The sequence below is a fragment of the Alphaproteobacteria bacterium genome (assembly GCA_019746225.1).
Classification (GTDB): Bacteria; Pseudomonadota; Alphaproteobacteria; order Paracaedibacterales; family VGCI01; genus VGCI01.
The window spans coordinates 1-20,025 of the sequence record JAIESE010000017.1; the positions used below are offsets into that span (position 1 = coordinate 1).

The 20,025-nt window shown below is 44.0% G+C and carries 15 protein-coding genes; 14 read left to right on the plus strand and 1 reads right to left on the minus strand.

The window, feature by feature from the left end:
• Positions 1-300, plus strand: a 300-nt coding sequence (locus K2Y18_03285; protein ID MBX9804762.1) for a hypothetical protein, incomplete at its 5' end; no start/stop codon positions are given.
• A complete protein-coding gene (locus K2Y18_03290; GenBank protein ID MBX9804763.1) occupies positions 300-965 on the plus strand; it encodes a phospholipid methyltransferase in 666 nt (221 codons plus the stop codon). The genes K2Y18_03285 and K2Y18_03290, both read left to right, overlap by 1 nt.
• A gap of 15 nt (positions 966-980) precedes the next feature.
• On the opposite strand, the gene K2Y18_03295 is transcribed toward K2Y18_03290, so the two are convergent.
• Positions 981-5,825: a hypothetical protein gene (locus tag K2Y18_03295; protein ID MBX9804764.1), complete on the minus strand. Its 4,845-nt coding sequence runs from the start codon at positions 5,823-5,825 to the stop codon at positions 981-983.
• A 317-nt stretch (positions 5,826-6,142) separates the two neighbouring features.
• On the opposite strand from K2Y18_03295, the gene nuoL reads away from it, so the two are divergent.
• The 12 genes from nuoL (at position 6,143) to K2Y18_03355 (ending at position 19,986) form a co-directional block, all read left to right on the plus strand.
• Positions 6,143-8,113: an NADH-quinone oxidoreductase subunit L gene (gene nuoL, locus K2Y18_03300; protein ID MBX9804765.1), complete on the plus strand. Its 1,971-nt coding sequence runs from the start codon at positions 6,143-6,145 to the stop codon at positions 8,111-8,113.
• Positions 8,114-8,116: 3 nt separating this feature from the next.
• Positions 8,117-9,910: an NADH-quinone oxidoreductase subunit M gene (locus K2Y18_03305; protein MBX9804766.1), complete on the plus strand. Its 1,794-nt coding sequence runs from the start codon at positions 8,117-8,119 to the stop codon at positions 9,908-9,910.
• A gap of 61 nt (positions 9,911-9,971) precedes the next feature.
• Positions 9,972-11,444 carry an NADH-quinone oxidoreductase subunit NuoN gene (gene nuoN, locus K2Y18_03310; protein MBX9804767.1) on the plus strand — a complete coding sequence of 491 codons (1,473 nt, stop codon included), beginning with the start codon at positions 9,972-9,974 and terminating at the stop codon, positions 11,442-11,444.
• A gap of 10 nt (positions 11,445-11,454) precedes the next feature.
• Positions 11,455-12,180, plus strand: a complete 726-nt coding sequence (locus tag K2Y18_03315) for a biotin--[acetyl-CoA-carboxylase] ligase (GenBank protein ID MBX9804768.1) — start codon at positions 11,455-11,457, stop codon at positions 12,178-12,180.
• Between the two features lie 492 nt (positions 12,181-12,672).
• Positions 12,673-13,398: a LuxR C-terminal-related transcriptional regulator gene (locus tag K2Y18_03320; protein MBX9804769.1), complete on the plus strand. Its 726-nt coding sequence runs from the start codon at positions 12,673-12,675 to the stop codon at positions 13,396-13,398.
• Positions 13,399-13,603: 205 nt separating this feature from the next.
• Positions 13,604-15,187: a ribonuclease J gene (locus K2Y18_03325; protein MBX9804770.1), complete on the plus strand. Its 1,584-nt coding sequence runs from the start codon at positions 13,604-13,606 to the stop codon at positions 15,185-15,187.
• Positions 15,188-15,209: 22 nt separating this feature from the next.
• Entirely contained in the window at positions 15,210-15,614 is a 405-nt protein-coding gene (gene mce / locus K2Y18_03330; GenBank protein ID MBX9804771.1) for a methylmalonyl-CoA epimerase, read from the plus strand.
• Positions 15,614-15,799 (plus strand): hypothetical protein, encoded by a 186-nt coding sequence (locus tag K2Y18_03335; protein ID MBX9804772.1) that lies wholly within the window; start codon positions 15,614-15,616, stop codon positions 15,797-15,799. The genes mce and K2Y18_03335 overlap by 1 nt, the downstream gene beginning before the upstream one ends.
• Complete coding sequence (locus tag K2Y18_03340; protein MBX9804773.1) at positions 15,792-16,520, plus strand: gamma-glutamyl-gamma-aminobutyrate hydrolase family protein; 729 nt, start codon at positions 15,792-15,794, stop codon at positions 16,518-16,520. Before K2Y18_03335 ends, K2Y18_03340 begins: the two co-directional genes overlap by 8 nt.
• Positions 16,517-17,263 carry an rRNA pseudouridine synthase gene (locus K2Y18_03345; protein ID MBX9804774.1) on the plus strand — a complete coding sequence of 249 codons (747 nt, stop codon included), beginning with the start codon at positions 16,517-16,519 and terminating at the stop codon, positions 17,261-17,263. Before K2Y18_03340 ends, K2Y18_03345 begins: the two co-directional genes overlap by 4 nt.
• Before the next feature lie 289 nt (positions 17,264-17,552).
• Complete coding sequence (locus K2Y18_03350) at positions 17,553-18,122, plus strand: DUF924 domain-containing protein (protein MBX9804775.1); 570 nt, start codon at positions 17,553-17,555, stop codon at positions 18,120-18,122.
• Between the two features lie 232 nt (positions 18,123-18,354).
• Positions 18,355-19,986, plus strand: a complete 1,632-nt coding sequence (locus K2Y18_03355; protein ID MBX9804776.1) for a hypothetical protein — start codon at positions 18,355-18,357, stop codon at positions 19,984-19,986.
• Positions 19,987-20,025 lie beyond the last annotated feature (39 nt).

Sequence of the window (20,025 nt, forward strand, 5' to 3'; positions counted from 1 at the left end):
ATTCCAGGTATCAAGGTCATTGAAGGTGATGCGAATCATTTGGCGACATTGATTGCACCTGAAATAAAGGAGAAAGTCGGCGTTGTGGTTTCCGCAATTCCCTTGATGTATCTTGATGAAACCTTGCGCAAGTCCTTGATGAAGGCTGCTTTTTCCGTGTTAAGGCCAAACGCAAAAATCGTTCATGTCACTTATAATCCTAAATCTCCTTTAACCTTCTGGAGTGGTTTAAAACAAAATCGAGTCGGTGCGACTTGGTTCAATTTGCCACCCGGTTTTGTCTGGCAGTTTCAAGAATAATGCTGTATACCGCTCAAGCCAAAAGAGATGAGAATTTGCTATTCTTCAGACGCCTGTTGAAAAATCCGAAGGCTCTAGGAGCCTTGGCACCAAGCTCCCTTGCTTTATCCAATTTTATTTGTCGACATGTTGAAGCAACGCCTGATAGTTACGTTGTGGAAATAGGGGCAGGTACAGGTCGATTTACGAGATCTTTGTTGAACAATGGGATCAATCCAGCCCAACTTTTTGTGGTTGAAATGGATGCGGAACTTTGTGAGTATTTGAGCCTCCATTTTTCCCAAGTGACCGTCATTAATGGCGATGCAAGTAAGTTGCTTGAGATTCTCCCCCCTCATATCATTGGAAAGGTGAGCACCGTCATCTCTGGCATTCCTTTGGTGAATTTGTCCGCCACCCTTCAAGCTGGGATTGCGGATGCCTGTTTTGCCGTGTTGGCGGAAGGGGGTCGCATGCTGCAATTCACCTATGGGCCTATTTCTCCCCTGTCCAGCAGGAAGTTGGGGCTTCACAAAAAGCGCCTCGGTCATGTGTTATGGAATTTCCCCCCGGCCGTGATTTGGGCCTATAAACGCGGCGGGGTGGACGAAAAGAAACCGCAAATCTTTAAACGTCGCTTACGCTATTTTCGTCGAAAGATGGGGCTTAAAGCTAAGCCCTCCTAATCAAGTTGTCTCATTCTACTTATCTCCTTGAAATTTCCGAATAACCTTCACGACAGGCGGGGCTGCATAAAAGTTGAGAAAATCTTCCATGGTTAACCCATCTTCAGATTCAATAGTCAAGAGGTCTGGATCAGCCGATACAGCTTCTTCTATAATAGAGGCGTTTTCACCACTCATCATGAGATGCACAAAGTAGGGCAGGCCTCGACTTTTCCATTCTGTTTTTCTGAGGTGTTTTAAGTTTTGTGTAACCAAAATGCTCAAAGCAGGTTTGGGTAAGAATTGAATCGAAGCCAAGAAAAAATCTTCATCATTGTGTTGCCATAGAAACAACCATGGTACTAAGTGAGTCAATAGGCGAAGATCTTTTGTAGGCTTCGTTTTTATGAGGGAAATGAATTGGGCGGTTTCAAATCCATAAAGAAGCTTAGGGGCGTCTTTAGGGTCGAGAAAGGCCTGCATTTGAAGAACCATGTCAACAGGATTCTCGGCATGAAGGGCGAACGTGAAGGGATGTCTAAAGTAAAAGTAGGAGTCACCGTCCTTTTCGCAAAAGTCCGTTTCTTCGGCAAATTCACTGGCGCCGCCTGGGTAAAGTCTTTTCAAGATCTGCGGTACAAATGCGGTACAGGGTTTCGTTAAAAATAAATTAAGCGAGCTTCGCAATGCCTTTGAATTGTGGGGGGCGTTTAAGAGTTCATTAATGAGGGCCAAATCGGGACAAGTAATTTTAGTGAATACAGTTGCTACCATAGCGCACCAATTCTTTTCAAGGAATTGTACATAACTGGACACCCCACCCGTGATGTCCGCATATTGTACATGTCCTCCAAAAATTTGGAGGTATTTATTTATAAATGCCATAACCTCTTTTTCTTCCTCTTTATGAAGGGGGGGCATAATGGCCATATGGGCATAGATCTCTGGATTTGCCTCTGTTAAAGAAAAAGTTCTAAATCTCCTTAACCATTCCTCTTTGTCTTCCGTCCATTTCCTTTCATGGGCTGCAAGACATGTTTTGACTTCAGCAAACTGAGGAAATTCTTCAAGAGACTCATCTAATTCGGCTGTCCAATATTCACTCGGGGTCTTTACGTATTGTGTTGTCATGCCTTTAGGGATATCTGAAAGAAGCATCAAAACGGTTCTCCTTTTCTTATTTCCCTGAAAGAAAGAGTTTTCATTTTCTCGAGGAAATTGTTTGTGAATTTGGGCAACGGCACCCAGCATTTGAAATTGGTTATTCAAACCATCTTCCGATGTTGTACGACCCCACATTTTGGAAAAGATATCAAAGGCAGATCTGCTTTCATTCGTCTCGTTCTCGTCGTTTTGACCATTTTCTGCGCGAAGAGCCTGAAGTAATTCCTGGCGCCAAGCATACATTTTTGAGCGATGGCTTTCGATCTTCCCATCAAAGATTCTCATTAACTGCAATTTTTTTATTTTGTGGTCACATAGATCCAAAAGACGCGCATCGGGGCATGTCATTCTAAGCTCGTTGAGGTCTTGACCGGGCTGCAGGGAGGCGAGTTTCATCGTCCATTGACGATTTTCTGAATGACTCATGGGATCTTTAACTTGCCAATACTTGGAGATATCTCTTGGGTTTTTGCCAAATAGGTCAAGGTAGGGTGGGTAGGAATCTTCTTTGATGGAGAATCCATTTTCCAAACAAAGGGTGGTGACCTCACTTAAAGCCGTCGCCGAACGCCCCTCTAAATATCCTTGTTGAAAGGCGCCAAGAAGTCTTAAACCCTTGCTATTTCGGACTTGAAATATCTTCGTTTGCGTCTTCAAGTAGTCCACCAGATCTCGACAGAGGCGATTTTTCCAGTCAATGAGGTCAAAGAGATAGGGGCTCCCCGAATCACTGACTTGTAAAAGGGGTTCTTCTCCTTCTTTACATTTTAAGATCTGAAGAAATAGGAGTTGATGAGGTAAACAATGGCTCGTTGAATCTTGCACCACCAAAATCCCATGAAGATAATTTAAAATTTCTCGAGGCGTAAACCAACCTTTCGGAAAGAAAATTTCCGTAAAAAGCCAGCCGGCAATTTGGATTAACTTTGTTGAAAATATCTGCGCTCGAACATACTCCTTAAGACCTTCAGGCTGAGGAGCGATTTTGAAAAGATTGACCAACTGGGCGATTTTAACTGTGGGATCTGTTCTGTCGCTTAAACTAGAAAATATATCTTTTGGTTGTTGCAATCGATGTATTGTAAACACAGACTTATCGTTAAAGCCTAACTGTTTATTTTTTATATAACCGATGATAAAGTTATAGGATTCGAGCCACCGAGAATCTAAACAAATCCGTGCCCATTTGGATAACTCATCACGCGTAAGCTTGAGTTCAAGTCGCTCTTTGAGATCTTCAAATAAGAAACGGAGCATGTCAGGACAATTGCTTTTCAGAGCAGCAAACAGAAATGTTTCTTTAAGATGTTCTGATTCAACAAAAATTTCAGGATCAATGTCTAAGTATTCTTTAACGGCTGCAACATGTCCATGGCGAACCAGGTGCAATAAGCCTTCTGCGGATGCTTTCTCAGCGAGTTCATGTCCCGTAACACCTCTGTAAATGAGTTGATGGAGCCGTTTGGCAACGGGGTAATCTTGAAAACACCCTACCATGACCGAGTTTCCTTCCGATAACCATTCCGCCACCATGGCAAGGGAAACCAAGTGCATTTGTCGTTTGTACTTTTGTTCCAATCCTTCTTTCCAGGCAAAACGATTAAACGCTTTGACACGAACATTTTTTGGATCGAACATAATATCAGGATGAAGCAGAATGCGCACCTCTGGGACTAAATTTCTCTTTTGGTCTTTTGCCTGGTCAAAGTGTTCGGGAGAGACATTTTGACGATCATGTTCTGCCTTTACGTTGTCACACACATCCTGCGTGGTGAGGGTCGTTTCTGTTTCAGAATGCTTGCCTTCACGTGTATAGGGGCTCCCACCCCCATAAGCGGGATAGGTGTGTGTAGCAAAAATCTCAGGATTCACCTGGAGAGCAAGCATCACGCTGTTCGGATGATCCTTGTGAGCATTTGCAATAAATTGTTGAAAGAGGGATTCGAAATAGATATTGGTTGGATTCCCAAAGCCACAAAGAGCAAGGGCTTCCTGAATTGCAAAGCTCAACTCGGGTGGTTTAACACAATGGTTATTCATAAGGTATTCTAGTGAAGAGGAAGTTGTTAGTGTGTTTTTGAAACCTGCAAGAAGGAAGAAGTTCGCACATAAAATTAAATTTTGCCTAGGATTTTGGTGGGCCTGTTGCCGATCATAGTCTTGATAACCAAACATTCGAATGACATCGGCCATGGTTTTGACACCTTTGAAGTAGATGTCGGTGCCTCTGAGAGCTGCCGGACCCTCGAGAAAAGAAGCACGCATGAATTGTCGCAAGCTTGTGAAAGTTTGGAAGATGCTGTGCAAATCTTGGGTGGTGGCATGGTAAAAGGTTTGCCAAGAGGGTTGGGAGCGTTCCCATTTCAAAATAGATTTTACAACGGCTCGATCAGAGGCCAAAGCTGTTACGTCTCTTTTTCCATCCGACTTGCCATCTTGCCCATAATAGAGATCGAAGAACGTGCCGACATTTCGTGTATCAGCTGCATCTTGGGGGTCTAGACATTCGACAAAGTCTTCTGGTGTTTTGTAATCGGGTCCCAAATTGATCTTTAGGAACATATTACTAAAAGAAACCATGCCTTCATTGGTCACTTCAGGCGTTGAGTTATTGGAAAACTTTTGTTTGAGGTCAATAAGGGCACCCAAATGTGCGGAAACTGCTTTTGAGAAAATTAAAGAATCTTCAGGGGTGTCGAAAGAAACTGCTTCATGGTTGTTCTCTTGAAATTGATCATAAGAATCTTTGTTTTGCCAAAAGTAAATCCATCTATCCTTGTATTCCTGACATCTAGCCTCAAAACTCTGCTTTGATTCATCTTCTAATTGAACGGGTCGAATCGGGATCGGCGATTTTCTCATATTCTCTTGGGCTAAGGCTTGGAGCTTAGGCAAAGCACCAGGGTCCACGACGACTTCTGGCCAATTGTTTGAGGGCATAGGCGCCAAGTGAGAATTATTGGCATGTCCCGATCCAACAAGGTAGAGACGATTAATAAAAGGGCGAACTTTTCGAGAAAACCGATTAATTTTTTTATTCACCTGCAGGCTTTCTAGAAATATGATTCCAGCAGGCGTTGAAAGCGTTGTAAATAGTTCGGGGTAGACTTCAATGGTTTTGTCCTCCTGAACCGTGATCATTGGATTCCCCGACTGAACGGCCTCTAACAGAAGGCTGGCCTTAACCCATATCACATCCGTCACTTCGCGACCGGTGGGAGGGGCATTTTGTAACCTATCCAGAAAGACTTTTTCATCTAAGCGTTGGACTTGTTGCCAGTACAATCTGTGCAAGAGTGATCCAGTGTAAGTATCAATAAAAGGTTGATCTTGTAGGAGAAGGGGATGGTGGCAATACAAGTGATTTGACTCTTCGTCAGATTCAAAAGATGCCGTATGGGCGAGGGTTGGTTCATCCCCGCGTTGTTCATCGCTGGATCCCCCATAATTTCCCCAATATCCCTTTTCTTTATTTTGACTATCTGTTCGACGGGCTAGATGGATAAGATCTTGATCATAGTGTAGAATTCCAGACGCTGTTCGACCCATTTGAGGACGAAACGTTCTTTTGGCTGGTGCTGATGAAAAACGACGCAATGTTTCTCTTCGGGCGTCTATATTTTCTACGGTGTCCAATTGCATGGCAAAGCAAGGGGATAGGGATTGTAAGAGAAAGCACAAACTTAACACTGTAGAGAATAATTTCTTTAGCAACATTGTGTTTCCCTTTCAAGAAATGGAGTTCTTCTGCTTTATAGAAGTCCGGGCTAGTATTTTATAAATTTTTGGAAATGTTTGTATCTGAGACTATAGAAGAGTGTCTGGACGATTACAATAAAAATTGATGGGATGCTTTAGTTGTTTATTATGTTTTTGAAAAATTAACATTTTGCTGACTCTTGCCAGGATTGCAGTGAAAATCTGAATTCACATGCTTTCTCCCCATTGGCGGCGGCAGGAATCTCGTGTTAAGGTTAGTTCCATCAGAAGCATCAACACGAAAGTATGGGGATTGCTCCCCGATTGAGGAAGGAATGGATCTGTTTCACCTTGCTGAACTTGCGATCTTTGCACCCTTATTAGGCTTTTTAATAGCTGGGTTTGGGAGTATGAATACCCGAGGCATTTTACAGGATGGTGGCCAGTTTGGCGACCGGTTTGCCTTTACGGTAACTTGTGCTTTTATGGGGGTATGCTGCCTTGCATCGGTGTTTTTGTTTTATAAAGTCGGCCTTGATCATCAAGAGGCATCAACCTTGTTGATTCCCTGGATTGAGGTTGGAACATTTCAGGCACATTGGGGGATAAAACTCGATGCTTTAAGTGTTACCATGATGATGATTGTTTCCATCGTCTCTTTCCTCGTCCATGTCTATTCCATTGGCTATATGAGTCACGACCACTCGATCCCTCGATTTATGGCTTATTTAAGTTTCTTTACTTTCGCAATGCTTTCCTTAGTAACGGCACCCAATTTGCTTCAACTTTTCTTTGGGTGGGAAGGGGTGGGGCTCGCCTCCTATCTTCTCATCGGCTTTTGGTATGAAAAACCGTCAGCCAATGCGGCAGCGATGAAAGCTTTCATCGTGAATCGAGTCGGGGATATGGGCTTGGCGCTTGGGATTTGTGCCATATTTATGGTATTTCATACCGTTGATTATGATGTTTTGTTTCAAAGTCTTTCGGTCTATTCAAACAGTTCAGCAGACCGACCGGTCCTCTCTTATCTTGGACGTGAGGTTGACGTTCTCAATTTTGTTGGCATCTTATTGTTTATAGGCGCTATGGGAAAGTCGGCTCAGCTCGGGCTACATACATGGTTACCAGATGCCATGGAAGGCCCAACACCCGTTTCGGCATTGATCCACGCTGCAACCATGGTAACCGCAGGTGTATTTTTGGTCGTGAGAATGTCTCCCTTATTTGAATTAGCGCCTTATGCAAGAAATATGATCTGCATCGTGGGTGCTGTAACGGCCCTATTTTCGGCTTTAATTGCAGTGACGCAAAACGATATCAAACGAATCATTGCGTATTCAACTTGCAGTCAACTTGGGTATATGTTTTTTGCAGCAGGTGTTTCGGCGTATGGGGCGGCTATGTTCCATTTATTTACCCATGCATTTTTTAAAGCATTGCTGTTCTTAGGCGCAGGGGCGGTGATCCATGCCATGTCTGATGAACAGGATATACGTCGCATGGGGGGAATTCGAGCGATGATTCCTATAACCTATACCATGATGTGGGTAGGCAGTTTGGCTTTGGCAGGGGTTCCTTTCTTTGCGGGTTATTATTCAAAGGATGCTATTTTGGAAGCGGCTTATCTTCAAGGGAGTGCGATCGGTTATTTTTCATTTGGTGTTGGTTTAGTTGTTGCAATTCTCACGGCCTTCTATTCTTGGCGCCTCCTTCTGTTGACTTTTCACGGAACTCCGCGGGCGGATGATCGGGTGATGGCACATGTCCATGAAGCTCCCATATCCATGAAAATTCCTTTATATTTATTAGCCCTTGGTGCCATTTTATCCGGTTATTTTGGGCAAAACTTGTTTTTGAATTCGGCGTTCTGGGGAAAATCCATCGCCTTTGTTGCCGCTCAACCTCATGATCCTATCCCTTACGGGGTCTTTTTCCTTCCTCTCTTGTGTGCGATTTTGGGTATTTCTTTAGCTTATCGGTTCTATTATTCAGATCAGGATCTTCCTAATCGACTGGCTGCGAGATGGCAACGCCTGTATTCCTTTTCTCTCAACAAGGGCTTCGTGGATGAACTGTACGACTGGCTTTTTGTATCTCGAGCATTGTCGGTGGGGCAATTGTTCTGGAAGAAAGGGGATGGTGTCGTGATAGATGGTTTTGGTCCAGATGGTGTAACGAAGGTATCTCTTGGGGTTGCGAATCTTGCTGGCCGGCTTCAAACCGGTTATGTATATCATTACGCCTTTGCGATGTTAGCGGGTCTTGTGGCTCTCACGACATGGCTTATCGTTGCAAAAGGATTTTAACCGATGTCTGATTTGCCTCTCTTATCTGTAATAACTTTTCTCCCTTTGGTCGGTAGTTTCTTTATATTGGTGATGAAAGGGGAGGAGGCGACCATCGCGAGTAATGCGCGCAATGTGGCTTTATGGATCTCCTTTTTGACTTTTGCACTCTCTCTTGTCCTTTGGTTTAACTTTGAGGTTGACCATCTCTCCTATCAATTTGTTGAAAATACGCGTTGGGTTAGGGACTTGGGCATCCGCTATCATTTAGGGATTGATGGAATTTCCCTATTCTTTATCCTGCTCACCACATTTTTAACGCCCTTATGCATCTTGTCGAGCTGGGAGTCTGTTCAGGTTCGCGTTCGAGAATATATGATGGCTTTTTTGTTATTAGAAACCTTTTTGATCGGGATGTTTAGCGCTCTCGACCTGATATTATTCTATGTGTTTTTTGAAGGCGTTTTAATCCCTATGTTCCTCATCATTGGCATTTGGGGAGGAGAGCGTCGGATTTACTCTTGTTTCAAGTTTTTCCTTTATACCTTTTTGGGATCCATCTTGATGCTGGTTGCGATTCTTTCCATTTACTTCATAACGGGAAGCACAGATCTCCCCGTTTTGTTAGATTTCAATTTCCCCTTGTTGACCCAGAAATGGTTGTGGTTGGCGTTTTTTGCATCCTTCGCTGTTAAGGTTCCCATGTGGCCTGTTCATACGTGGCTGCCGGATGCGCATGTGGAGGCACCAACGGCTGGGTCAGTTATTTTGGCGGGGATCCTTCTGAAAATGGGGGCCTATGGATTTTTACGTTTTTCTATTCCCTTATTCCCAGGTGCGACGATATATTTCACACCCATGATGATGACTTTAAGTATCATCGCGATCATCTATGCCTCTCTTGTGGCTTTGGTTCAAACGGATATGAAGAAACTCATTGCCTATTCTTCGGTCGCTCATATGGGGTTTGTCACCCTGGGGATCTTTACCATCACCAACCAAGGAATGAGTGGGGCTGTGATGCAGATGCTGAGCCATGGCATTGTGGCTTCTGCTTTGTTTTTGTGTGTGGGAATTATTTATGATCGCCTTCACACACGGGATATTGAGCGTTATGGTGGGTTGGTTGCGCGCATGCCTTTGTATGCATTGTTTTTCATGATCTTTACTTTTGCTGCTGTTGGGTTGCCGGGCACAAGTGGATTTGTAGGAGAGTTTTTGGTCATCCTTGGCGCTTTCCAGACGAATACGTGGGTAGCAACATTTGCAGTCTCAGGGATGGTTTTGGGGGCAACTTATGCCTTGTGGCTCTATCGCCGGGTGATTTTTGGAAAATTAGTACATGCCGATTTAAAAGCGATTTTGGATCTCAATTTGAGAGAAGCCACGATTTTGGGGTCACTGGCAGGCCTTGTGTTGTGGTTGGGAATTTACCCCCAACCATTTTTGAATATCATTAATCCAGCGGTGAATGAGCTCATAGAAAACCACAAAAACTGGGTGAGGGATGAGACAATCGTTGCCCTTCGTGAGGGAGTGAAAGAGGATGCATCTGACATTCTTGCTGACAGGTCTCAAACCGGGATTGATTCTTTGGGGGTGATCCCAGCAAAGGCCTTTGGAGATTACAAAAATTCAAGATTTTTTCAGCGTCATTGCGAGCCTCCCGTACGACCCGAAGGGGTAGGGGGTGCGCGGCAATCCAACGGCAACAGGAATGAGGTAGAAACAAAGTATTTATTAGATGATGCTGTATATAACTTGTCTTTGGCCCCTGGGTTGCTTTGTCGTTCGCCTTCGCCGAAAGCTGCGGCTTAACGACTCGCAATGACGATGGAAAGGGATGAAGCATCACACTAACTAAAGTTTAGGAAAAACCATGAACCTTGCCTTTGAAACATTAGATCTTAGCCTCATTTTCCCTGAACTGGTCCTTTTGGGATCAGCCTTTATTTTACTGATTATTGGGCTGTTTCGGGGAGAATATGCCTTCCACCGGGTTATGCTCATTTCAAAAATTGCGTTGGCAGCTGTATTCATCATTGTTTGTGCAACACATCCCGCACGTGAAGTTGCTTTTCAAGGCGCATTTGTGAGTGATGCTTTTTCGATATTGATGAAAGCCCTTGTACTTGGTAGTGCTCTCATTGTGTTGATGGTCAGTCGCAAGTCCCTAGCCTCGGAAGATATTGCGCAGTATGAGTATCCAATTTTGGTTTTGCTTGCGGTCTTAGGAATGATGGTGATGATCTCAGCAAATGACTTGATCAGCCTATTCATTGGTCTAGAGTTGCAAAGTTTGAGTCTCTATGTCTTGACAGCCCTGCGCCGCGATAATGTAAAATCTTCAGAAGCGGGTATGAAGTATTTTGTTCTAGGAGCTTTGTCGACGGGCCTTTTGCTTTATGGTTGTTCTTTGATATATGGGTATACAGGAACGACGAATTTTGATGTGATCGCAGACATGCTAAAAGGAATGAAAAGTTTCCCTTTGCCTATGATGTTTGGGTTGGTTTTCTTAATGGCAGGGTTGATATTTAAGATTTCAGCCGTTCCCTTTCATATGTGGACACCTGATGTTTATGAAGGCTCGCCCACATCGATTACTACTTTTCTCGCTTCAGCGCCTAAAGTTGCCGGATTTGCCCTGATCACACGTGTGTTCATCTCCCCTTTTATCAGCATTTTACCTCAATGGCAGATGATGCTTGCGGTTATTGCAATTGCTTCTATGGTTTTGGGGGCCTTTGCTGCCCTTAACCAACGCAATATCAAGCGCCTCTTGGCGTATAGTGCCATTGGAAATATGGGATATGCATTAATTGGCATTGTTGTGGGGACGGAAGAAAGCGTGACAGCGAGCATTCTCTATATTTTCTTGTACTTGATTATGATTGTGGGTGTTTTTGCATGCCTTCTCAATATTACGCGTCGCAGTCAAGAAACGGATACCATTGAAGATTTGAAAGGTCTGGTCCGTTTCTACCCAGGGACGGCGTTCATCTTAAGCTTTTTGCTTTTTTCTATGGCAGGCATTCCGCCCCTGGCTGGGTTTTTAGGGAAGCTGTATATTTTTAAGGCAGCCGTGGCTGCCAACTTCTATATCCTCGCCATCATCGGTGTTTTGACCAGTGTGGTGGCGGCAGCTTATTATCTTTGGATTGTGAAAGCGATTATGATGGATGACCCGGACCTAGATCGATGGGCAGAACATTATCGCAGTTATAGAAGGGAGCCAGCCATGACCTTCGTATTGTTGGGAACTGTTGCGGGTCTCATTTGGGTATTTATCGTTCCAAGTCCTATCATAAAGTTAGCCAATGATGCAGCTGCATCCTTGTTTGATTTTTAGGGACTCACTGTTGCAAGAATTCATCCTCTATGATTACTCAGTTATTGGAAGCACCAATGATGAAGCCAAATCCCTTTTGAGCCAAGGGGCTAGCGAAGGAACTGTTGTTCGGGCAGAATCTCAAACAGCGGGTCGTGGGCGTCGGGGTAGAAAATGGGTCTCTGAGCCTGGTAATTTATATTTTTCAGTAATTTTGTGTCCAAAGTGCCTATTAACAACAGCAAGTCAGCTTTCCTTTGTGATTGCCTTAGCTGTGGGCAAGGCAATTTTACCTTATCTGACCAATCCTGAAATATTAGCCTACAAATGGCCCAATGATTTGCTTCTTCAAAAAGAAAAAGTCGCTGGGATTTTAATTGAAACAGAGTCGGCAGGCGGACAACTGGCCGAAGCATGTGTGATTGGTATAGGGCTAAATCTTATCTCGATCCCTGAACATCCGGCTTACCGTGTAACAGCTTTAAAAAATCATACCAAAACAAACTTAAGTCGGGATATTTTGTTTTCTCAGCTCCTTGATCAAATCAAAAGTGTCTATCAGATTTGGCAGCGTGATGGCTTTACCCCCATTCGTGAAGCTTGGATGGAACGTGCCTATGGCCTTGGGGAAAACTTGACCGTAAACCTTGGAAAAAATGACATCTGTGGCGAGTTCCTTGGGCTGAGCGATGAGGGGGCGTTCTTGCTGAAGGATAACAATGGGGTTGTTCACTGCCTCGTATCCGTAGAAATCTGATGCAACATTCTTGCTAGTTGTTTGTTTCACCCACCACTTTAAATTCATCTCATAATCTATAGACTAGCGTAGTTTTGACGTATTGACCCCATATGAGGGTGTATGAACTATGGCTTGATGCTTCTTATATTAGGTTTCGAAGCATTGATAGAGTTGAGTAGATCAGCCCAGTCTGGTCCCCGGGCTGATCTACCCAGCTTATCATTTTCTGGAGTTTAATTCCTTATTTCCCTTCTTTTGAGAATATCTCCCCATTCATTTGGTTTTTATGAAGTTTAAAGGTTTCATATTGCTCTTTAAGGCCGATCGTTGTATTTATATATATAAAGTCCACCAGTTACTGGGAATAAAAATAGGACATCCATTTTGCATCGAATAATACTTTAGGTTGTTTTGATATAAAATTTATACATTAATCTTGTAAATTAAAATCAAATAACTACATATACTTGGAGATTGTTTTTGAGCATTATGCGAGAGGTTTTTTAAGCAATGATTGATATTACAAAATATCCCTACTTCAACTACGATGAGACTATTGAGCGTCTTTTGGCTCCTATGAACAGTCAAGCTGATCTCAAATTCGTCAATTTTGATAGAATATTCACGGATCGTCGAAAATTTCTGATTATCCCAAATAGCGATCAAGCCTTCGATAGTCAAGTCGATTACTATTCACTTGGTCAATATCAACACGGCTTTTTTGAAAGAAATCCCAACCTGTACGAATCTGGATATCATATGTGGGACAGTCTCCCCTTTGATCCCAATGGGATTTTTGAGTTTGCGGAGAATTACCACAACCTGGCCCATGGCTTAAGTATCCTCAAGCAATATGATACCCATATTGATGTTTTCGGTTTTGCTACAACCCCCGGAAATAAGCAGATTAATAATTTTTACCTAAACAAGAAAGATCTTTTTGAAGATTTTGTTGGGAATTTCTACAATGAAATGGAGAACTCATTGAATGAGTTGTCTGAACATACATTTTACTGTCCAGAAAATTCGTCCTGCGCTTCGAATCCCTTAGAGAGGCTCTCAACACGTCAGCATGATTGCGCGGTCTTATTGGTAAATGGGTACTCAAGCAAGGAAATTGCGAGGCAACTCAGGATTTCCCCAAGAACAGTTGAGGGGTATATCTCCGTTTTGAAAGCCAAGTTGCAAGCTAAGAACCGTCTTCAACTCATCAGAAAGTTGCCTGCTCACTTTTGAACTGTATTTGACCAAGCCTAAAGCCATTATGGAGGATTTGGTCGTATAATCACTTGTAATCAGGCCTCTAACCGCTTATTTAAAGAGTAGAGGTTTTAAACTCTCAACATATCAACTTAATCTTAGGTAAAAAATTTACGTGAAATATAAACCGACAAAAAACGATCTGTGGTTTCTCCCGCTTGGGGGATCTGGTGAGATCGGTATGAACCTGAACCTATATGGCCATGATGGCCAATGGTTGATGGTGGATTGCGGCATTACCTTTGGGGATCGCCTCGGCGTTGATGTTATTACGCCAGACCCAGCTTTTATTGTGGAACGCAAAGATGCCCTTGTGGCCCTCATCATTACCCATGCCCATGAAGACCACGTAGGGGCTGTGCCTTATCTTTGGCCGCTTTTGCAGTGCCCTGTATATTGCACCCCCTTTACCGCTAGTATTTTACGCCAGAAATTGAAAGACAAGCCTTGGGGTAAGAAAGTGCCAATCATCGAAGTTCCTTTATCCGGAACCGTCCAGGTTGGGAAGTTCGCCGTCGAATTTATTACTCTAACACACTCCATCCCAGAGCCTAACGCTCTTGCGATTACAACACCTTTAGGGACAATCCTCCACACAGGCGATTGGAAAATCGACACGAATCCCCTTGTTGGGGAGGTGACGGATCATACACGCTTGTCCGAATTGGGTGACCAAGGCATTTTGGCCATGGTTTGCGATTCGACTAACGTTTTTACGGAAGGAACTTCTGGTTCCGAAGAAGGTGTGCGGGATGAGCTGACTGATTTGATTCGAAAGCACCCAGAAGGTCGTGTTGTGGTGGCTTGTTTTGCCTCTAATGTGGCCCGCTTGGAGACCGCTGCCGTGGCCGCTCGTGCCACCGGTCGTCAGCCGGTTTTGGTTGGACGTTCTCTCATTCGCATGGAAGAAGCCGCACGTCAGAATGGGTATTTGAAGGATATCCCCGCATTTCTCAATGAAGACACAGCAAAAGATTTGCCCCGCAATAAGGTTTTGCTGATTGCAACGGGCTCGCAAGGTGAACCCCGCTCTGCGTTGGCGCGCATTGCGTCAGACCAACACCCTGCCATTCAACTCGATCCTGAAGATACGGTGATTTTTTCTTCGCGTATGATTCCTGGGAATGAGCGCAGCATTAGTGCCTTGCAAAATCGCCTCGTTTTGAATGGCATCAAAGTGATTACGGCCCATGAAGAAGATATTCACGTCTCTGGTCATCCTGCGCGCGATGAATTGCGTCAAATGTATGAGTGGGTTCGCCCGCAAATTTTAATTCCTGTACACGGGGAGGCGCGCCATCTCCAAGCCCATGCAACATTGGGACTCGAGAGTGGCATTCCAAAAGCTGTGATCCCGGAAAATGGATCTTTGATTCATCTCGCCCATGGGTTGCCCAAAATTATTGATCTGATTCCCACAGGTCGTTTTGGTTTGGATGGAAATCGCTTGGTGCCCATGACCAGCTTGTCCTTACGAGACCGGTATCGCTTATCAGTTCAGGGCACGATTGTGGTTACGATTGCCTTAGATAAAAAGGGAAAGCCGGCACGCCCCATTCACCTCACCATGCTTGGTGTGGCGGAACCGGGGGAAGAAATGGATGAGGTATCCGAAGAGATTAACCAAGCCATTCGTAAAGTTTTAAATGAAAGCCAAAAAGATGAAGAAGCACGCGCAGAAGCTTTGCGCGTTATCATTCGTCGGACTGTTAACACCCGGCTAGGCAAGAAGCCCCTGACTGAAGTACACTTAATACAAGTTTAGGGTGTACTATGGATAGCTCATCATGCTCAACCGATTAAATCACGTGGCCATTGCCGTTCCTGACTTAAAGAAGGCGGCTGCGTTTTACCGAGATGTTTTGGGTGCAAAAGTATCTGAACCTCAAGACGTGGCGGGGCATGGGGTGACATCGGTTTTTGTTGAGCTTTCCAATATAAAACTTGAACTTTTGACGCCACTGGGGGAAACATCTCCTATCGCCAAATACTTAGAGAAAAACCCACAAGGGGGTTTGCATCATTTGTGTTTTGAGGTACAAGATATTCACGCCTCAAAACGAGTTGTGGAAGGCGCTGGGGTGCGTGTTTTGAATCCGCCGAAACCCGGAGCCCATGGTGAGTCTGTCATTTTTATGCATCCAAAAGATACTTTTGGATGTTTGTTAGAGTTAGAAGAAGGACAATCGTAATGTATCAATGTTTTGTGGTGATGATCGTTGGCTTGCTCCTTGGCGCCTGTGGCAAGAAAGGGCCCCTTGAGCAGTTGGAATCTAGTGAATACCCACGAACTTATCCAAAACCACCAAGCCCAGATACATTTCCTGTGAATAACCTATTGAAAAAACAAAATATAAAGGACTGTTGTAATGAGTAATAAGCCGCTGATTGCCGTAACATTAGATGCAGAATCTTCAGGTGGATATTCTAAGATGCCCTGGTATGCGTTGCGGCAGAATTATTGTGATGCAATATTACGGGCAGGCGGTATTCCGTTTCCCGTTTCTCATCATACTGAATTGGCGGAAGATTACGTTCGCTTGGCCGATGGTTTCGTTTTCACTGGGGGCGATTTTGATATCGATCCTCTCCTTTATGGGGTGAATGAACGGCACGAAAAAGTCACAACAAAGCTGGAGCGTACCGCCTTTGAATATCATCTGCTTCAACTTGCCCACAACCAGGGAAAGCCCATATTAGGGATTTGTGGCGGTATGCAGCTATTGAATGTTGTTTTAGGAGGTACGCTCATTCAACATGTGCCTGATGAAGTTCCAAATTGCTTAGCCCATGAACAGCCCAATCCCCGCACGGAGCCTGGTCACGATGTTGAGATTTATGGGGATACCTTACTGCACGTTCTTGTAAATTCAGTCATGGTTGAGGGAAAAATTCCTGTCAATAGTGCCCACCATCAAGCCGTAAAAACCCTCGGGAAGGGTTTGTGCGTTAATTCAATCGCCTCCGATGGCGTTATTGAAGGGATTGAAGATCAAAAGCACCCTTTTTGCTTAGGCGTTCAATGGCATCCTGAATTTCATATTAGCGAAGCAGATCATAAAATCTTTGAAGGTTTTATTCGGGCTGCAACTCGATGACGACCCCACAATCACCAGAACGAATCGCCAAGCGCATGGCCCGGGCAGGTTTATGTTCACGTCGTGACGCGGAACGCTGGATCTTTGACGGTCGCGTGACCATTGATGGGGTCATTCTCAACACCCCGGCCATTATCGTGACGGACGAAATGGACATTCGCGTTGATGGAAAGCCTATCACCCAAGCCCCGGCGGCTCGAGTGTGGCTGTATCACAAGCCAGCGGGCCTGTTGACCACCCATTCTGACCCCCAAGGGCGTCCCACCATTTTTGAAACGCTTCCTGACTTTTTGCCTCGCGTGATTTCCGTCGGACGCCTGGATCTCAATTCAGAAGGATTGCTTCTGTTGACCAACGACGGTGAGTTGTCTCGGTATGCAGAGCTTCCCGCTACAGGATGGGCGCGCACCTACCGCGTTCGTGTGTTTGGGGAAGTGGATCACCAAGCTTTGAAGGACCTTGAGAATGGTATTACGGTTGATGATGTGACTTATGGTCGTATCGAGGCTGAAGTTATTGATGGCCCGGATGAAAATACACGTATGAATACCTGGATTACTATGACCCTTTATGAAGGTAAGAACCGCGAAATCCGCAAAGTTTTGGCTCACCTAGGTCTTCGCGTGAATCGCCTTATTCGCATCACCTATGGCCCCTTTTCTTTAGGGGAATTAGAGCCAGGGGAGGGGACGGAAGTGCCTTCTGAAGAGGTTGAAAAGATTTTTGGGAATAAGGGATCCTGAGGTATGGTTTTTCCACCTATCACTTCATTGCGAGGAGCGAAACGCACTTAAGTGCGTAAGCGACGCGGCAATCCATGTATTTGATTCTCTGACTTATTATGTGTTGAATTGGATATTGAATACATGGATCGCCACGTCGTTTCACTCCTCGCGATGACGTAACAATAAATTCAATACCGAATCTATATCTAGCCAAAACTGACGCAGACTAAACTCCAGTTTATCCCTACTTGTTAAATCATCCCCTTATGATACCATTAGGGTATAGATCATAATCAGGAGCTCCCAAATGTCTTATAAAGATTTGCCCCAAAACGTTTCCGTTCTCGACTTTTGGTTTTCACCCGAAGTGCAGCCAAATTGGTTTATCAAGGATCCCAGTTTTGATGAAGAAATTCGAAACCGATTTTTGAAAGAGTATGAAGAGATCATTGCAAAATTTAAGGATGGTAAAGTCGACGGGATTAAAGATGCCAGGCAAGCTCTCTCTTATGTCATCGTCCTTGACCAATTCTCCCGCAACATGTTTCGGGATAAAGCAGAAGCTTTTGCGACCGATGATTTGGCCCTCAACATAGCAAAATATACGGTCGAAAAGGAACTGGATCTGGAGTTGACCGAAGGGGAACAATACAATTTCCTCTATATGCCTTACATGCATAGTGAAAACCTGGATGAACAAGAGGAAGGTATCCGCCTCTTTTCGAGAATTCCCGGCAATGAGCAAACCGTAGAATTCGCTGTGAAACATCGCGATATCATCGCGCGCTTCGGGCGCTTTCCCCATCGAAACGTTCTTTTGGGACGACCCTCCACCCCAGAAGAGGTTGACTTTATGTTAGAATTCTTCGGGTTTTGACCTGTGGAGAGATTAAGAGGTAAGGAAGAGCTGAATTCAAGCATTCACTGAAAGCGATGATATATAGGGGATTGATTCAAAAAATAAGATATGAGAGCATAACTTATTAATATATTTATAAATATGGTTCCTGAATTTGGGAAACAAACAATACCTTAAAAGTTCACTATTCGCTATTAATGTTTTCATCCTCATTTTTCATTTCCTCATTTTAACATATTCCTGTGAAGGAATGGACCGCGATGCCAATAGTTCTGACGGAAATAAACTTGTGCTAAGCGAGGTGCCCGGTTCTGTTCAAACATGGGAAAGCATCAATCCCGCTTTTGAAGATCTTGTTAGCTGTTGTGACTCTTCTATCTTTTCTAAGCAGTTTGTGGCGTATGCAAAACGAGATTGGCAAAGCCTCAAATCCGTCGACCCTGCCTGTTATGACCTTGAGTCGCCTCAGGCCACAAGACTCTCCCTCACCCAATATTATAACAAAGCTCTCCAGATATTTAAATTAGACTCTCAGGTGACACGAGATAGATTAAATGCATGTTTTTCAGACATGACTATTTTGGATAAATCAAATCACTTTTTTGATCAGGTATTAGTTATTTGGTGTGACCTTCTTCCTCAAATTGATGAATTAAGTGGTCACCGGAAACATACACTCCCCTATGAAGACAAAAGAAAGCTCATGAGAGCTGCCTGGGCGATCCCAGCCCCCCAAATAATGAGTCGGATGAAAATAATTATAGAGGTGCGAAAAGAGTTTGACGGGGAGGGTGTCACATCTATCGTCCTTTCGACCCCTTCAGAAGAGATTCGCGGGCGCATGAGGCTTATTAAGGATTTGAAGCCATCCCTTTTTCCAAAAGAGTCCCCCTATTATCTCGATAAGATCATGAAAGAGTTGTTTAACTATTCCAAAGGGCACCTTGAAGTGTTTCAAGAATTGCTTCACCTTGCTGGATTTAGCCCTAATCGCCCATTTTATTCTGATCAGAAGAATGAGGAGAGGGCTTTAACTTGGCTTGGGGATTGGATAAGCAAAGGGCTGGAAGAACTTAAAAAGATGCCTGAGATTTATAAAACTCTACTGCTGGGAATGGATGAATCTCAACTAAGAGACATTCAAAGGCATCTTCCCAACTGGACACCTGGGCAAGTACGCACTTTTGTTAACACCGTTGTTGTGCCTTTCCTTCACCAAACCTATAAGGATGATTTTGGTTTTGAAGTTGAAGTTGGTATGAAAAGTGAAGAACGTTATCGCGTCGTCCTGGTTGCTCTTGAAAACCATAAAGAGGATATTCAGTTCTGGTGTGAGGAGGCCGAAGAGCATTTTGAAGCCCTTCTGCTTCCCGCTATGGTCCAGCCTGGTCATTTATCCCTCGCGACAATGGACTATATCAAGGATGTCCTTGGTACTGCCTTGCTTTTGAAGCCCAATACTCTTCAATTCCATTGTAAAAAACTTAAAGATAAGGCTCATGTTCTTTTTAGGGAGAAAATGAACCTCAGAGAGAAAATTGGTATAATCATTGCCATTCTCGCAGAAGAGAACACAAGAATATTAAATAAGCGATTGGAGATTCTTGAGGGTTTCTTGGCAAAACAGGAATGGGTTGGTCAAGGTATGGACGCCCATCACCAACGATTGGTTCATAGCCTTCTTTGTATGCCTTACCCCTATATAGATAAGATTACACCCAGCTGGAATGTTGTATGTCACAAGTTGCCAAACCTAAAAGAAAGGGCAGATTTTGTAGAAGAAGTTGCGGCTAGTCCAAGCTTGAATGCGCTAGAAATCCTTCTCCTTCAAAAGTTGGGAAGAAGTGAGGGTGAAAAAGTGGGAAACATTCAAGCTGAGTAATGGAACATTTCCTGTTTTGGTTTTAAAAATGAATTGAAA

What these genes read in the sequence shown, in the direction of transcription:
- K2Y18_03290 (MBX9804763.1), top strand. Translation starts at nt 300, where the DNA reads ATGCTGTATACCGCTCAAGCCAAAAGAGATGAGAATTTGCTATTCTTC.
- K2Y18_03295 (MBX9804764.1), bottom strand. Translation starts at nt 5,825, where the DNA reads ATGTTGCTAAAGAAATTATTCTCTACAGTGTTAAGTTTGTGCTTTCTC.
- nuoL (MBX9804765.1), top strand. Translation starts at nt 6,143, where the DNA reads ATGGATCTGTTTCACCTTGCTGAACTTGCGATCTTTGCACCCTTATTA.
- K2Y18_03305 (MBX9804766.1), top strand. Translation starts at nt 8,117, where the DNA reads ATGTCTGATTTGCCTCTCTTATCTGTAATAACTTTTCTCCCTTTGGTC.
- nuoN (MBX9804767.1), top strand. Translation starts at nt 9,972, where the DNA reads ATGAACCTTGCCTTTGAAACATTAGATCTTAGCCTCATTTTCCCTGAA.
- K2Y18_03320 (MBX9804769.1), top strand. Translation starts at nt 12,673, where the DNA reads ATGATTGATATTACAAAATATCCCTACTTCAACTACGATGAGACTATT.
- K2Y18_03325 (MBX9804770.1), top strand. Translation starts at nt 13,604, where the DNA reads ATGAACCTGAACCTATATGGCCATGATGGCCAATGGTTGATGGTGGAT.
- mce (MBX9804771.1), top strand. Translation starts at nt 15,210, where the DNA reads ATGCTCAACCGATTAAATCACGTGGCCATTGCCGTTCCTGACTTAAAG.
- K2Y18_03335 (MBX9804772.1), top strand. Translation starts at nt 15,614, where the DNA reads ATGTATCAATGTTTTGTGGTGATGATCGTTGGCTTGCTCCTTGGCGCC.
- K2Y18_03340 (MBX9804773.1), top strand. Translation starts at nt 15,792, where the DNA reads ATGAGTAATAAGCCGCTGATTGCCGTAACATTAGATGCAGAATCTTCA.
- K2Y18_03345 (MBX9804774.1), top strand. Translation starts at nt 16,517, where the DNA reads ATGACGACCCCACAATCACCAGAACGAATCGCCAAGCGCATGGCCCGG.
- K2Y18_03350 (MBX9804775.1), top strand. Translation starts at nt 17,553, where the DNA reads ATGTCTTATAAAGATTTGCCCCAAAACGTTTCCGTTCTCGACTTTTGG.
- K2Y18_03355 (MBX9804776.1), top strand. Translation starts at nt 18,355, where the DNA reads ATGGACCGCGATGCCAATAGTTCTGACGGAAATAAACTTGTGCTAAGC.